A 14,719-nucleotide genomic window follows, 5' to 3' on the forward strand; every position below is an offset into this window, starting at 1 on the left:
TACATGCTCAACCAAGCCATCGACGGGCTGAAAGACGATCTTATTTCAGCTATACAAGAATCTGTTCGCATTCCAAGTGTTGCAGGAACACCAGAGAAAGATGCTCCTTTTGGACAGGAAGTGAAACGTGCTCTCGACCATGCGTTAAATTTAGCGGGAAGTATGGGTTTCCGAACGAAGAACGTAGATAATATGGCAGGGTACGCTGAGTGGGGTGACGGCGAGGAGATAGTTGCTGTTTTAGGACACCTTGATGTTGTTCCAGAAGGAAGTGGATGGACCTACGCTCCATATGGCGGCGATATTCATGATGAAAAAATATGGGGACGTGGCGTTCTCGATGATAAGGGGCCGACTATTGGAGCTCTTTTCGCACTGAAAGCTATTAAAGAGCTTGGTATTCCTTTAAAACGACGTATTCGAGTTATTTTCGGAACGAATGAAGAGTCGGGAAGTCAGTGTATGGAGCGATATGTTCAGACAGAGGAACTTCCGGCTGCAGGTTTTACTCCAGACGCTGAATATCCGATTATCTATGCCGAGAAGGGTGTTTTGACAATAACATGCAAGGCTCCTTTTAAAGGGGAAGGGGCTGTCAGCGTAGTATCTATAGAGGGAGGAGTGGCTCCTAACGTAGTGGCTGCTACTGCTCGTGTTCTTCTTAAGGCGTCGGCAGAGGATAGAAAACGTCTTGCCTCTATTGTTGATTCATGGAATGGACCCGAAAAGAGCGGATTTAAAATTGTAGAGGATAGCTCTAGCGGAACCCTTGATATTGCAATTCAAGGACTTCCAGCTCATGGGAGCACTCCTGAACTTGGTGTAAACGCTTTACTTTGTCTTATCGATATTTTGTCAAAAGTAAACTTAGGTGGAGAACAAGCATCTTTTGTGAAGGCTCTTCAAAAGGTTATTGGTTTTGAAACTGATGGGACTTCGCTGGGAGTTGCTATGGAAGACAGCATTTCTGGGCCATTGACTGTCTGTCTTGGAACCATGCATGGCGACGATTCAGGCATTTCATTTACTTTGAACCTACGCTATCCCGTAACGAAAAAGCGGGAAGAAGTGTTGCCCTTTCTTGCGGAAACACTGGAAAATGCAGGTATAGAGGTTGCAGATGTTCGACATGCAGCACCCCTTTATGTTGATCCGGAATCGGAATTGATTCAGACTCTCAAAAAGGTCTATGAGGATCAGACAGGGTTGAAAGCAGAATTATTGGCTATTGGCGGTGGAACGTATGCCAAAGCTATGCCAAACGTAGTTGCATTTGGGCCAATTTTCCCCGGGCAAACATATACGATTCATGAAGAAAACGAATGTTGGTCTATTGAAGATTTGGTGAAAAACGTAAAAATAATGGCTCACGCCATGGTGGAATTAGCTCGTTAACGTAAGGAGTAGACGTTATGAACGAAAAAAGGTCTTGTTGGAAAGGGTTTGATCTGTATTGTGAGAGGTTACAACAATTAAGCAGGGCTCTTCGCCACAGGAATTACAGGCTTTTTTTCGGAGGAGAGGTCGTATCTTTATCTGGCCTCTGGATGCAGAGAGTAGCTATGAGCTGGTTAGTCTATCGATTGACCAGCTCTGTTTTTCTTCTTGGTGCCGTTGATTTTGTTGGGCAGCTTCCTGTTTTTTTTCTGGCTTCCTTTGCAGGCGTATATCTTGAAGGCTGGGATTTACGCCGAGTCATTATCATTTGTCAGATTTTAAGCATGGTACACGCCTTTCTTCTCGCAATTCTTACTCTTTCCGGAGTAGTTACCTATTGGCATATTATTGTTCTCAGTGTGTTGTTGGGAGTGGTAAATGCCTTTGAAATTCCCGCGCGACAGGCTTTTATTATTCATATGGTGGAAGACAGGCAAGATTTAGGAAATGCCATTGCATTAAATTCGTCTTTATTCAATGTGGCCCGTCTGCTTGGACCTTCTCTGGCTGGTGTTGTTATAGCGTTAGTAGGGGAAGGAATTTGTTTCTTGCTGAATGGTTTCAGTTACGGTGCGACACTTTGGGCTCTTTTTGCGATGAAATTGAAACGTGGAGGTCGTACCTTTACGGAGAAAAGGCCTTTCCTTGAAAATTTTTTCGAAGGGATTGCCTATGTTCGGGGTTTTTTCCCTATTCGTGCTGCGCTGATGGCCCTTGTTGTCGTAAGCTTTTTTGGACTTCCCTACCTTGTTTTGCTTCCGGTTTTTGCTAAGGATATTTTGTCAGGTGGTCCTCAGACACTGGGATTTCTTACAGCTGCAAGTGGAATGGGAGCATTGGGTGGTTCCTTTATGCTTGCTCTTCGTAAAACCCCTGTAGGTTTAGGAAAAATAATGGCTCTCGCCATGTCTGGATTCGGCATATGCGTTGCTTTTTTTGCCTTCTCGCGGTGGTTCCCTTTTTCTTTGCTTCTTATGGCAGGCATAGGGTTTACCATGATCTCTTCTATGGTTGCCGGAAACACGCTGATTCAAACACTTGTAGACGATGATAAGAGGGGGCGCGTTATGAGTCTCTTCATCGTAGCATTAACGGGAATCGCTCCTTTCGGAAGTCTTTTCGCCGGTTGGTTGGCCTCAAAAATAGATGCTCCTCTTACTTTGGCATGTGGCGGCTTTATATGTGTTGGTATGGGAGGATGGTTATGGAAAAAATATCCCGTTCTTTGGGAATATGCCGAACCCGTCTACAAAAAGCTTCATCTTATTGATTAAAAGGAGGTGCCCTGGTGAAACGGGAGAAGTACGTTATTATCGGTGGCGATGCGGCGGGAATGACAGCAGCAGGACAAATACGAAAGTTACAGCCTAAATCTCAAATTGTTGTATACGAACGCTCCCCTCACACATCCTATTCAGCATGCGGTATGCCATATCTTATAGGCGGGCTTGTTGAAAATGACACAAAACTCATTGTTCGTACGCCAGAAGAATTCATGGCGAAAAAAAATATTGAAGCCTTTGTTTTCCATGAAGTTCTTAGTGTCGATATTAAAGCCCGGACACTGGAAGTCTTAAATATACAGACAGGTAAACTTTTTACAGAGTCTTTTGATTCTCTGCTTTTTGCTACTGGGGCTGAGCCAATTCGTCCCCCCATAGAAGGAATTGACGGAGAGGGCGTTTTTTCGTTAAGTGTCTTGCAGGATGGTCTCAGACTTCAGCGTTTTATTGAAGAAAACAATCCTCAAAAAGCTGTAATTGTAGGAGGCGGCTACATTGGTCTTGAAATGGCGGAGGCTTTCTGCCGACGAGGTATGAATGTTAGTCTCGTAGACCGTTCTTTTCAGGTTATGAATACTTTCGATATAGATATGGCAGACCATATTGCCGATGCTATTCAGCACGTAGGAACATCTCTCTACCTTGGAGAAACCCTTAAGGCTATTGAATATAATAATAATCGTATTAAGGCTGCTATAACTGACCAGCGAAATATTCCTGCTGATATTGTTATTCTTGGACTCGGCGTTCGTCCGCACTCTAAATTGGCTAAAGAGGCCGGATTACCCCTAGGCGTGAATGATTCTATTTTGGTAAACCAAATGATGGAAACGGAGATCGAGGATATCTGGGCTGCTGGCGATTGTGCGCAGACGTGGCATCTCGTTACAAATAAGCCTTTTTGGGTGGCCCTAGGATCTGTTGCCAATAAGACGGGCAGAATTGCCGGTATAAATATGGCTGGCGGAAAAGAGCATTTCCCAGGAGTTGTAGGAACTGCGGTAAGTAAGCACTGTGATCTCGAAGTGGCCAGAACGGGTTTATCTGAAAAGGAACTTGAAGATCTCGATTTCCATTACGAAACGGTGACAATAAAGAGCAAAGTTCAAGCAGGATATTATCCCGGTGCGGGAGATATTCATGTGAAAATGATTGCAGAAGTTCCTGGTGGGCGTGTTCTCGGAGCTCAGATTGTTGGCGCTCATGGAGCAGCTAAAAGAATAGACGTTGTGGCTACGGCTATTAGTGCTCAAATGACTGTTCGTCAGCTAATTGATCTGGACTTAGGCTATGCGCCGCCTTTTTCTCTACCGTGGGATCCTATTCAAATTGCGGCACGTCAGCTATTGTAAAATACACTGTAATCAGGCAAGAAAAGAGGGCCCTTAAAGGCCCTCTTTCAAATTTAATTCGATTGTGGAGTTGTAGCATCAAGTCTCTGGTTGAACATCCAGCGAGAAACTTCCTGTCGAAGGCCTAGAATTTTCTCATGAAGAGATCTGGCTTTTTCTCTATTGATCTGAGGCTGTGAAAGTTCCAGCTGCATTTCCAATCTAGCTCTTCTCATTTCATTCCACTTATTCTGTATCTCTTGTGGAACATTTACGTTTCTATTATAGCGATATCCGTCGGAGTTCCTGAAATGTGCTCTAGGACCGTACCCAGGGCCGTATCCTGGTCCCTCCGAATTGTAATATCCCATATTGCAACCAGCGCTGGGACCAAATCCAAAACTTCTGTTGCTCCAGTTCCCTCCATGAGCCCAAGCTGCTCCAGCTAACGCTACGAGAGCCACAATTGTAATAAGAAAAATAGTCTTCTTCATAGTTAAAAACTCCTCCTTTTCAGTTGGTAATCATATTTTAAAACCCTGGGGGAGTTTAGGTATCGTGAGAATATGCAATGATGATTAAGCATTTCTACCGACTTCTAGTTTAAGGAATAGGGCCAGCCCATAATGCCACCTTCCAGAATCGCAATGTTTTTAAATCCAAGGCGTTTGAGAATGGAGTAGGCATCCCATCCGCGTACGGAAATTTTACAGAAAGCAATAATTTCACGATCTTTTGGCAACTCTGGAGCTTTATCCCACAAAGCCCCCAACGGAATATGAACGAATTCATAAGGGATGCGTCCCTGACTTTCTAATTCAGGTGCTGTTCGTACGTCGAGAAGAAGTGGCGTCGAAGATCCTTTCATTCGTTCTTGCAACTGAGAGGGGCTATAACTTTTGAGAAGTCCGTCAAGTTTGTTGCGAAGTACATTTGCGCCATGGGTAAGAGGATCGAGAGCCGTGGAATAGGGCGGCGCGTAAGCAAGATCTGTATCTGCTAATTGGTCTACCGTAAGTTCTCCAGTTACGGCAGCTGCCAAAACGTCAAGACGTTTATCAATTTTTCCCGGACCGAAAAATTGGCCTCCGATTACTTTTCGTGTTTTTCGATCTGCTACAAGTCTGAAAGTAAGCATGCTCGCACCTGGCATGAAGTGGGGTATATCAGCATCAACTACCGTAACTGCTACTGGATCATATCCGGATTTTCGGGCTTGAGCTTCATTTAAACCGGTTTTTCCTGCTGTATATTCAAAGAGTTTCATAACGGCTGTACCGATAACGCCATTAAAAGTTGAATTCATGCCAGCTATATTGTCTGCGATTACCCGACCATGACGATTGGCAGCAGACCCCATAGGTTGCCATGTTGTTGCTCCTGTTAATGTATTTCGTACCTCAACGCAATCCCCTCCAGCATAAATATAGGGATCGCTTGTTCTCATATGTTCATCAACAAGAATACCTCCGCGGTCTCCTATATCAAGGCCTGCTTCTTTAGCCATAAGAGTGTTAGGACGAACGCCAATGGCCATTAAAACCATATCTGCATCAATGATGCGCTGATCGGTTTTAACTCCCGTAACAACGCCACCTTCCCCCATAATTTCAGTTACTCGTTCTCCACCATAAAAATCAATGTTCTTTTGTGCGAGAACTTTCATCATAAGGTGACCGAAATCTTCATTCAGCATCGCTGGTAGGGGGGTTTTCAGAACGTCGATAACAGATACGTGAATTCCTCTGTTATGAAGTGCTTCTACAACTTCCATCCCAATAAGCCCACCACCGATGACGACAGCACTTTTAATAGATCCGCTGTCAATTGCTGCTTTCATGGCCAGGGCGTCTGGCATGTTCCAAAGGGTAAAAACTTGTTCCAGATCAGCACCTTGAATGGGGGGTCTTATGGGGCTTGCTCCTGTGGCCAGCACTAGAGTGTCATAAGAGAGCTTTTTTTCTTCCCCGGAATTCAGGTCAGTAACAGCTACTTTTTTATTTTCGCGATCAATGCGTGTAGCCATATGGCGAACGAGAACATCAACGTGCTTAACCTTTCGGAAAAATCCTGCGTCGCGTACAACGCCGATAGGCGTAGACGTTAATTCCTTATAGTCTTTTACGACGTCTCCAACGTAATACGGTAATCCACATCCTGCATAACTTAGAAAATCACCTTTTTCGATCATTGTAACGTCTGCATCAGGATCGATTCTCATAAGACGAGCGGCTGTCTTTGCACCGCACGCGACGCCACCTACGATAACTATTTTTTTAGACACGCGATTCCCTCCCTTTTATACCCCACCGTGTATTATCTCCTCATTGTTATACAGGATGGAGGTTTTGTCTAGGGGGTTATTCTTCTTCCATAGTATGAAAACCGGCAACTTCGATTTTTTTCTTATCACAAAGGGCACGTACAGTTTCCTCTTTATCGCAAGGATAGCTGCATGCCAGGCCGCAACTTGCTGAAATTTTACGAGGAACGGGAACGATTTTTACGTCCATTCCTTCCTTTCGGCATAGTTTTTCAAACATAAGAGCCATACTTGTTACGTAGAATGTTGCAAGACATTTCATAAGAATAAATCCTCCTCAATTCGGTATAAAAACTATGTTATAGAGAATATCATGAAAAGGAATTCTTGACGGCATGAAAGAATCGTGGTAAGAAAAGAGAAACTTTTCAAAAGAGGTTCGATATTTTGATGATACATTTTGATTTTATAAATAGGAAGGCAATTTCTTTCTTTTTTGGATTTTGGTACCGAAGCGAGGGGGCTTTCTAGCCACTGGCGCAGGTACTGTTTGCGCTTCTAGGCCAGGACCCCCAAAGGCGGGGGCCCTGGCTTTTTTTTTCTTTAATAACTTATACTTTTAAGGAGGAGTCTCTATGAATTCAGTAACAGCACTTCTGGTCATAGCGTTGGTCTACGCTATAGGCGATTTTGTCGCTCAAAAAACAAAGGCCATATGTTCAATGCTTTTTGTGTCAGGCATTATTTTTATGGTGGGATTTTGGTTTGGCATTCCTAAAACTCTCTTTGAAGATGCCGTTATTGTTAAGTTTGCCTTGGCCCTTATTCCTACGTTGATGATCCATATGGGAACATTAATGAAACTTCGTGATCTTAAGGATGAATGGAAAACTGTTATCATTGCTCTTGCTGCTATTGTAGCTGCAGCTATTGCTCTTTTTGTCATTGGATCGCCTATAATAGGAAAACAATTTGCAGTAACTGCAGCAGGACCAATTTCTGGAGGTGTTGTCGCTACCCTTATTATGAGCGAAGCTGCTAAAGCGAAAGGTCTTGAAACCGTTCTCGTTTTTATAACGTTGCTTCTTGTCCTTCAGAATTTTGTAGGACTTCCCATCGCTTCTGTCTGTCTTTCCAGAGAAGGTCGACGTTTACGCCAGCGTTTCATAAATGGAGAAGCCTTTGCTGGTGATAAGGAAGGCAAGGCAAAAAGTAACCCCGAAGAGCCGACATGGAGGTTATTCCCTGCTACTCCGAAAAACTTACAGACACCTTTTATTCTCATCATGAAAGCAATGCTTGCAGGCTGGCTTGCTGTCATATGTGCCAAGGCTCTCGGCGGTGTGATCAATCAATTTGTTATGGCTCTTATTTTCGGCATTATTTTTTACGAAATCGGTTTTCTTGAGCATAAGATTCTCGATAAGGCGAATGCTACCGGACTCGCTCTTTTTGCCCTTTTAGTTCCCATTTTTATGAGCCTAAGCAAAGCAACTCCTCAAATGGTTGCTTCATTAATTACGCCTATAGCCATTGCCTTTGTTATTGCCCTTGTCGGAATTATTATTGTTTCGTTTGCAGCATCCAAACTTTTGGGGTATACATGGGAAATGTGTCTTGCCGTTGGTGTTTGCTGCCTTTTTGGCTTCCCCGGAACTTTTATTGTTTCACAGGAAGTAGCTAACGCCGTAGGAGAAACACCAGAGGAGAGAGAATATATTTTGACAGGTATTCTTCCTAAAATGCTTGTCTCTGGTTTTACGACAGTGACCATCGCTTCAGTATTCCTTGCGGGATTCTTGGTGAAACTTCTTTAATTTGAAAGGAGCTATAACGGTGAATAAAGAAAAAGTATGTGCTTTAGCCTCTGAGATAGAGCAGAAAGTTATAGAGTTTCGTCATGATTTTCATGCTCACCCAGAGCTGTCATGGAAAGAAGAAGAGACTTCAAAAAAGATTGAATCTGTTTTGCGTGAATTGGGCTATGAGAATATCCGCCGTGGTTTTGGTGGTACAGGGTCAGGTGTAACCGCAGATCTTACAGGAAAAGAAGATGGCCCCATGATTGCTCTTCGAGCAGATATAGACGCATTGCCTCTTAAGGAAGCTGTTGACGATCCATGGAAATCTACGTGTGATGGAGTTATGCATGCATGCGGACACGATGCTCATGCCGCTATCCTTTTAGGGGTTGCCAATGTACTTGCCTCTTTAAAGAACGAGTTGCCAGGTCGAGTTCGACTTATTTTCCAGCCAGCAGAAGAATCTGGAGTGCGCTCTGGAGCAAAGCAGCTTCGAGAGGAAGGGGTTCTTGACGGTGTCGATGGTATTTGCGGTCTTCACGTTTGGAGCACTCTTGAAGCGGGAAAGGTTGGTTTTCGTAGTGGAGCAATGATGGCCTCTGCCGATATTTGGGAAATAGAAGTTAAAGGACGGGGAGGACACGGCTCACGGCCTCATGAAGCTATTGATCCGACTATCGCTGCTGCTACCATTATTACAACAGCTCAGACAGTGGTGAGTCGAGAAATAGATCCTCTGGAAACTGTAGTGTTAAGCGTAGGAAAAGTCGAATCGGGAAGTGCTCCCAACATTATTCCTGAAACAGCTTATATTCAGGGGAACGTTCGTACAACAAATCCTGAGATCAGAGCAAGTATGGGCGACCGGATACGCCGAATTGCAGAAGGAATTGCTTCTGCTCTTCGTTGCGAGGTTAAAGTAGATTTTATCCCTGTCTACCCTGTAACTGTGAATGATGAAGCAATGGTAAACATCCTTAAAGGTGTCACAGGAAAAATAATGGGGGAAGAGGCTCTTGAAGAACTTCCCATAGTTATGGGATCAGAAGATTTCAGTTTCTACCAGGAAGAGGTTCCCGGAGTCATGTTCTTCCTTGGAATGGGGGACTCGGAAAAAGGGACAGATGCGCAGCATCATAATCCGAAGTTCCGAACGAATGACGAAGTTTTAGTTAATGGAGTTGCGTTATTATCGTCTTTTGCCTGTCATTTTCTTGAGACCTTCAAAAAGTAGAGGGGATTAGAGAAACGCTTTTTGAAGAAAGATGAGGTGGAAAATATGATGAGGTGTCTTCATGAACCGTTCAGAGGTTGTCAGGTTATGGATATTGATACGCCATCGCTTCTTGTAGATCTTGATGTTATGGAGAGAAACCTTCACTGGATGCAACAAAAAGCGCAAAATGCCGGTGTCTCTCTCCGTCCTCATATAAAGACACACAGAACGCCAGATATTGCCAAAAAGCAACTGATTGCTGGAGCGAAGGGAATTACAGTGGCCAAACTTGGAGAGGCTGAAGTTATGGCTGCTGCGGGGATAACTGATATTTTTATTGCTAACGAAATTGTTGGAGATATAAAGATGGATCGTCTTCTCGCTTTGGCTCGTAAAACAAATCTTGCTGTTGGTGTCGATAGCGCTGAACATATTAAGATGCTTGCAGAAACCTTTGACGGGGAACCTCATCCCCTCAATGTCATGATAGACATAGATACTGGATATCATCGTACCGGTGTTTTTTCAAAAGAGACAGCCCTTGAATTGGCAAAGCTTATTCGTTATAGGGATTCCGTTACATTGATGGGAATTTTTACCCATGACGGTCAAAGTTATAATGCCGAGTCATTATCTGCGATCAGGGCAATTTCTCAACAAAGTCAAAGTCAAATGCTTGAAACGGCAGAGTACATTAGGAGTGTGGGTATTCCCGTAGAAGTTGTCAGTATAGGATCTACGCCCTCTCTTCTCGTTTCAGAGATTTTGGCGGGAGTTACCGAAATCAGGCCGGGTACGTATATATTCTTAGACGCTGATCAGGCAGGAATTCTTGGAACCTATGACCATTGCGCGCTCTCTGTTCTTGCTACGGTAATAAGTCGTCCTGCTCCTGATAGAGTTGTACTCGATGCTGGAACAAAAGCTCTTACATACTACACTCATCATGGAGGAATGACATCAAGCCACGGGTTTGGCGTGTTGAAGAATCGTCCATCTGTTACATTGCAGAGTTTGTCAGACGAACACGCTCTCTTTACGCCCCCTCACGATATGTCTTTTGAAATCGGGGATAAAGTGGAAATAATACCTAACCATGCCTGCCCTACATGTAATCTATATTCGGTTATTTATGGGGTGAGGAATGGCGAAGTAGCAGAAGAGTACGAAATTTTGGCCAGAGGAATGTCTCGATAAAAAAAGAAGTGTAATAATGACAGAACAAAGAAAAGTGAAAGCCCTTCTCCATGCTGATTTTCTCTAGGGAAGGGCTTTTCTTTTTAACGCGTCTCTTTTAGTGTATTTCTCCAATTTGCTTTAGTATCTCTTCTCGCAAACTGTGTAGAGGGATACCCGTTTCTTTTGAAATTCGTTTAAGGTCATCGTATTCTGGATTCAGGCGAAGTCTTTCGTCTCCCCACCAAGCTTCTTTTATGCGGACAAGACCAAAGGCTGTCTCTATAGGAGTAATGTGGTGGTGAAGCTTTATCCGATCTACGGTGTAACGACGAAGGCCTAACGTTGTCGTTCCCTTCAAGATGATTTCCGCAGCTTTTTCTTCAAGAGAAGAAGGAATAAGACAGCAAAGCCTAATGGCCGGACGTCCTTTTTTCATAATAATGGGATCAAGCCAGACATCCATAGCCCCTGCAGCAAAGAGACGTTCCATTACAGGTTCGTAGTATTGAGGATTCATATCATCAATATTTGTTTCCAGAACAATGCCTGTGTCTCGAAGAAAGGGCTCTTTCCCCCCTTTTGAAGCACAGTCTTTTCCCTCCATTCCCTTTAGAAGGGATACTCGTAAAAAGTTTGGAATATCGCTGTCTCTATCACCCAGTCCACGTCCATTTTTGAGCATCGTTCCTTCGGGTAACGTCCCAAAACGACTAACAAATGTTTTTACCAGAAGTGCGCCAGTGGGAGTAACTCGTTCCATGGGGGGTCCTGCGGAATAAATAGGTATTCCACAGAGTAGGTTTTCAGTGGCAGGCGCTGGTACGGGAAGAATGCCGTGAGCACACTGCACTGTTCCGCTCCCAACGTTAAGGGGAGACGAGATAACAATATCTGGTGAAAGCATTTCCATAAGAACAAAAGCTCCGACAATATCAATGATAGAGTCAACAGCTCCTACTTCGTGAAAATGTATTTCTTCAGGAGGAAGCCCATGAACTTTCCCTTCTGCTTCAGCAAGTACTTTGAAGGCGAGCTTGCTCTTCTCTTTTACATCGTCAGAAAGTCCACTATTATCTATAATGGCGCAGACATCAGATAAACCTCTGTGTGGATGCTCTTCTGCTGTGGTAACAGTAACATTAACACCTGAAAATCCTTTTTTCACAGCGTCTTCTATATGAATTTCGTAGCCGACAACATCGTGATGATGATGGTGGTCATGATCATGGTGATGGTGATGCCCCGGAAACATTTGAATTGTCTCCATTTTTCTGAGAAACTCGTTTCTGTCGAGTCCTAAATCAAGAAGAGCCCCAAGAAACATATCTCCGGAGATACCGGAAAAGCAATCCAGATAAAGAATTTTCATTCAGAGTCCGTCCTTCCTGCGATTTCTTTTTCTTTGATCCACTTTCTGCCCCATTCATACCCCTGAAGATCGAGCATAACGTGGTTGTATCCTTCTTGAGTTATTATCCCCAGAATCTCTTCTCTTTTGGCAAGAGCTTCTTTCAAGAGAGGAACGGGTACTTGTACACACGCCATTTCTCCGAACACCCGAACACGAACTTGGGGTAAGCCTGCCTGACGTAGGGCCCATTCAGATCTTGCGACCTTCGAACATTCCACAGCGGAAAGACGGTGCCCCTCAGGAAATCGAGTGGCAAGACACGCTGTAGCTGCTTCGTTCCACCATGTTATTCCCAATTCTTTCGCGAGCATCCGAACTTCATTTTTAGAAAGGTCAGCCTTTGCAAGAGGTGAGTAAATTTCAGGCATTTTTTGAAGCACTTTTGTTCCCAGACGAGTAGAATCCTTAAGATCGTCAGCGTTTGAGCCCTCTAAAACAAGGTCAGCATCAAGCTTTTTGGCGAAATCAAGAAGTTCTCTTGCACGGGCTTCTTTGCAAAAGCCACAACGAGCTCTGCTATTATTCATAACCTCAAGTACATCAATTTCAGGACCAGGAATTTGATGAAGGGTTGTGCCAAGACCCAAACAGTATAATCGTCCTCGTTCCATCTCTTCGGGAAAATGTAAAAAGGATCGGAACATGACGGCATGAACTTCTTTAGGAGAAAGAATAGAGGCCATTGCAGCTACAATTACAGTGCTGTCAACTCCGCCAGAAAAGGAAACAACGCATCGTTGAGACTGTTTCAGCTTTTTTAGCACACTCTCGGGAAAATATCTTTTTAAGATGGTATAACTCAACTCTCTCACCTGCTCTCTTTCAAACATCCATGATTGTATCATTTTATATTGCTCTGGTTCACCACATTTTCCATCCGTGGTATTCTATTACCATTTGATAGGGAAAGAAGGGGCTCGTATGACAAAACGCTTAGAAGAAATTGCTTTAGCCCATTTAGAAAAGGATAGAGAAAGTGGAATTCTTTGGTGGAATGGCTCCTGGATAACAGGAGATGCTATTTTGAATGCAGTACAGTTATGCAAAAAAAACCTGGAAGAAAAAGGATTTACAGCAGGAGATCGCCTTGTTGTTTTTCTTCCCAACTCACCTCTCGTCCTTTATCTTTCTCTAGCCGTATGGGTGCTTGGCGGAACGATCGTTCCATTAAACAGTCGCACGGGAAAAGATTCAGTTCTCGCTATGCTTGATCATATACGACCCTGGGGGGCTGTAACAGCAAGTGATACAGGTGTGATTGCCGAGGCCCTTGCCCTCTCTTCGTACCCTTGGACAGTTGCTTCCCTTGATGGGGTGATTCCTTCTCTTGAAGGCAAACATATTGAAAAGGGTGACTCTGACATTGCCGTAATTTTTGCCACATCAGGTACGACTGGCGATCCGAAAGCTGTTCCTCTTACCCATGCTAATCTTTATGACAATACATCGAAAGTCCAGACAACAATAGAAGGTTTTGAGCAGGGAAAGGTTTTATTAAACGTATTACCTAATTTCCACTCATTGGGATATACCATTTGTGGTTTGCTCCCTATATTATGGGGACTTAAAGAAGTTATTGTCTCTTCATTTATGCCTGTGCGTAACTTTTTCAATGCTCTTCGTGAATCTGAAACAAACGTTCTTATTGCAGTTCCATCCATGTTGCCTTTTCTTTTGGGGGCAGTCAGCAGAGGAGAAATTTTACCATCATCTCTCCAATATATACTGACAGGCGGTGGAGCTCTGGAACCAGAATTGGAACAACGTGTTCGCGATACCTTTGGCGTTATTATTTATCAAGGTTATGGGCTCACCGAGTGTTCTCCAGTGGTTTCGTGCAACCCTAACGACTCTATGAGAAAAGAAGGAACGGTAGGGCCGGCTCTGCCTGGTTACTCTCTCGATGTACGAGATGAAGAAGGGCATTCTCTTCCCAAAGGTTCGGAAGGTGTTCTTTGGGTTAAAGGACCATCAGTAACTTCGGGATACTTAAAAGCCCCAACTCTGACTGAACAACGTTTTTCCGATGGCTGGTTTAACACAGGAGACATGGTTAACCTTGATGAAGATGGTTTCATTACTATTCTCGACAGGGTGAGCGATATGCTTATCGTTAGTGGTTTCAATGTCTTTCCTCAGGAAATTGAGCGTGTTATCAAGCGCCATCCTGATGTGAAAGAAGCCGCTGTTATTGGAGAAAGGCACTCTGTAAGTGGTGAAATCCCGGTTGCTTTTGTTATTAGAGAGGAAAATAGCGGTCTTTCTTCTGCAGAACTTACTTCATTTTGTAAGGAACAATTGGCCTATTATAAAATTCCTCGAAAGATACGTTTTGTTCGAGAACTTCCACTTTCAAGTGTAGGTAAAGTCTTAAAGCGAAAATTGAGAGAACAACAAGAAGAATAATATAAAGAGGGAAAAGCAAAATGCCTTTCCCTCTTTATATGTCTCTTTATGAGTATTAAATACGAGCTACACCTGTTTTTCTGGCTGCCTCTGCGACAGCTTTGGCAACAGCTGGAGCAACGCGAGGATCGAGAGCTTCGGGAATAATTCTTTCAGCTGTGAGTTCATCATCAGAAATGAGCTCAGCGATAGCCTTACTGGCAGCAAGTTTCATCTCTTCGTTGATTGTGCTTGCGCGAACATCAAGAGTGCCTCTGAAAATGCCAGGGAAACCAAGACAGTTGTTGATCTGGTTCGGGAAATCGCTTCTCCCTGTAGCAATAACAGCAGCACCGCCAGCCTGAGCTTCATCAGGATAAATTTCAGGCGTAGGATTGGCCATAGCAAAGAT

Annotated in this window: 13 protein-coding genes; 7 read left to right on the forward strand and 6 right to left on the reverse strand. The window is 43.8% G+C overall.

What is annotated here, in order from left to right; translation table 11 throughout:
- The first annotated feature begins 3 nt into the window (after nt 1-3).
- The 3 genes from pepV to VB083_RS09795 are packed head-to-tail and all read left to right on the forward strand — an operon-like array spanning nt 4 to nt 4,072.
- Nucleotides 4-1,395 carry a dipeptidase PepV gene (gene pepV, locus VB083_RS09785; RefSeq protein ID WP_323402007.1) on the forward strand — a complete coding sequence of 464 codons (1,392 nt, stop codon included), beginning with the start codon at nt 4-6 and terminating at the stop codon, nt 1,393-1,395.
- Nucleotides 1,396-1,412: 17 nt separating this feature from the next.
- Nucleotides 1,413-2,711, forward strand: coding sequence for an MFS transporter (locus tag VB083_RS09790; protein ID WP_323402008.1), 1,299 nt, complete (start codon nt 1,413-1,415; stop codon nt 2,709-2,711).
- A gap of 14 nt (nt 2,712-2,725) precedes the next feature.
- The gene (locus VB083_RS09795; RefSeq protein ID WP_323402009.1) at nt 2,726-4,072 is read left to right on the forward strand and encodes an FAD-dependent oxidoreductase; all 1,347 of its coding nucleotides are present in this window, start codon (nt 2,726-2,728) and stop codon (nt 4,070-4,072) included.
- Between the two features lie 53 nt (nt 4,073-4,125).
- Here VB083_RS09795 and VB083_RS09800 read toward each other — a convergent pair whose 3' ends face one another.
- The 3 genes from VB083_RS09800 to VB083_RS09810 form a co-directional block, all read right to left on the reverse strand.
- The gene (locus VB083_RS09800) at nt 4,126-4,545 is read right to left on the reverse strand and encodes a hypothetical protein (protein WP_213691399.1); all 420 of its coding nucleotides are present in this window, start codon (nt 4,543-4,545) and stop codon (nt 4,126-4,128) included.
- Nucleotides 4,546-4,649: 104 nt separating this feature from the next.
- Nucleotides 4,650-6,335, reverse strand: a complete 1,686-nt coding sequence (locus VB083_RS09805) for an FAD-dependent oxidoreductase (protein WP_213695609.1) — start codon at nt 6,333-6,335, stop codon at nt 4,650-4,652.
- Between the two features lie 76 nt (nt 6,336-6,411).
- The gene (locus tag VB083_RS09810; protein ID WP_213691397.1) at nt 6,412-6,636 is read right to left on the reverse strand and encodes a DUF3343 domain-containing protein; all 225 of its coding nucleotides are present in this window, start codon (nt 6,634-6,636) and stop codon (nt 6,412-6,414) included.
- A gap of 313 nt (nt 6,637-6,949) precedes the next feature.
- Between VB083_RS09810 and VB083_RS09815 the strand changes: the two genes are divergently transcribed.
- Genes VB083_RS09815 through VB083_RS09825 form a run of 3 tightly spaced genes read left to right on the forward strand, consistent with a single transcriptional unit; the run spans nt 6,950 to nt 10,529 of the window.
- The gene (locus VB083_RS09815) at nt 6,950-8,131 is read left to right on the forward strand and encodes a hypothetical protein (protein WP_213691396.1); all 1,182 of its coding nucleotides are present in this window, start codon (nt 6,950-6,952) and stop codon (nt 8,129-8,131) included.
- Nucleotides 8,132-8,150: 19 nt separating this feature from the next.
- Complete coding sequence (locus tag VB083_RS09820) at nt 8,151-9,350, forward strand: M20 metallopeptidase family protein (RefSeq protein WP_213691395.1); 1,200 nt, start codon at nt 8,151-8,153, stop codon at nt 9,348-9,350.
- A gap of 45 nt (nt 9,351-9,395) precedes the next feature.
- On the forward strand, nt 9,396-10,529 hold the full coding sequence (locus tag VB083_RS09825; protein WP_213691394.1) for an alanine racemase: 1,134 nt from the start codon (nt 9,396-9,398) through the stop codon (nt 10,527-10,529).
- A 97-nt stretch (nt 10,530-10,626) separates the two neighbouring features.
- On the opposite strand, the gene larC is transcribed toward VB083_RS09825, so the two are convergent.
- Together larC and VB083_RS09835 are read right to left on the reverse strand one after the other, a co-directional pair.
- Nucleotides 10,627-11,880, reverse strand: a complete 1,254-nt coding sequence (gene larC / locus VB083_RS09830; protein WP_323402010.1) for a nickel pincer cofactor biosynthesis protein LarC — start codon at nt 11,878-11,880, stop codon at nt 10,627-10,629.
- On the reverse strand, nt 11,877-12,725 hold the full coding sequence (locus VB083_RS09835) for an asparagine synthase-related protein (protein WP_213691392.1): 849 nt from the start codon (nt 12,723-12,725) through the stop codon (nt 11,877-11,879). The genes larC and VB083_RS09835 overlap by 4 nt, the downstream gene beginning before the upstream one ends.
- Before the next feature lie 118 nt (nt 12,726-12,843).
- Between VB083_RS09835 and VB083_RS09840 the strand changes: the two genes are divergently transcribed.
- Nucleotides 12,844-14,328 carry an AMP-binding protein gene (locus VB083_RS09840; protein WP_213691391.1) on the forward strand — a complete coding sequence of 495 codons (1,485 nt, stop codon included), beginning with the start codon at nt 12,844-12,846 and terminating at the stop codon, nt 14,326-14,328.
- A gap of 55 nt (nt 14,329-14,383) precedes the next feature.
- Here the strand turns inward: VB083_RS09840 and VB083_RS09845 are convergent.
- Nucleotides 14,384-14,719: malic enzyme-like NAD(P)-binding protein (locus VB083_RS09845; RefSeq protein ID WP_323402011.1), on the reverse strand; the 336-nt coding region annotated here is incomplete at its 5' end.

Origin of the sequence: Aminobacterium sp., from assembly GCF_034926885.1 — a bacterium.
Taxonomy (GTDB): domain Bacteria; phylum Synergistota; class Synergistia; order Synergistales; family Aminobacteriaceae; genus Aminobacterium.

Excerpts from the sequence above, each read along its gene's own strand:
- pepV (WP_323402007.1), top strand. The coding sequence starts at position 4 with ATGCTCAACCAAGCCATCGACGGGCTGAAAGACGATCTTATTTCAGCT.
- VB083_RS09790 (WP_323402008.1), top strand. The coding sequence starts at position 1,413 with ATGAACGAAAAAAGGTCTTGTTGGAAAGGGTTTGATCTGTATTGTGAG.
- VB083_RS09800 (WP_213691399.1), bottom strand. The coding sequence starts at position 4,545 with ATGAAGAAGACTATTTTTCTTATTACAATTGTGGCTCTCGTAGCGTTA.
- VB083_RS09810 (WP_213691397.1), bottom strand. The coding sequence starts at position 6,636 with ATGAAATGTCTTGCAACATTCTACGTAACAAGTATGGCTCTTATGTTT.
- VB083_RS09815 (WP_213691396.1), top strand. The coding sequence starts at position 6,950 with ATGAATTCAGTAACAGCACTTCTGGTCATAGCGTTGGTCTACGCTATA.
- VB083_RS09825 (WP_213691394.1), top strand. The coding sequence starts at position 9,396 with ATGATGAGGTGTCTTCATGAACCGTTCAGAGGTTGTCAGGTTATGGAT.
- larC (WP_323402010.1), bottom strand. The coding sequence starts at position 11,880 with ATGAAAATTCTTTATCTGGATTGCTTTTCCGGTATCTCCGGAGATATG.
- VB083_RS09840 (WP_213691391.1), top strand. The coding sequence starts at position 12,844 with ATGACAAAACGCTTAGAAGAAATTGCTTTAGCCCATTTAGAAAAGGAT.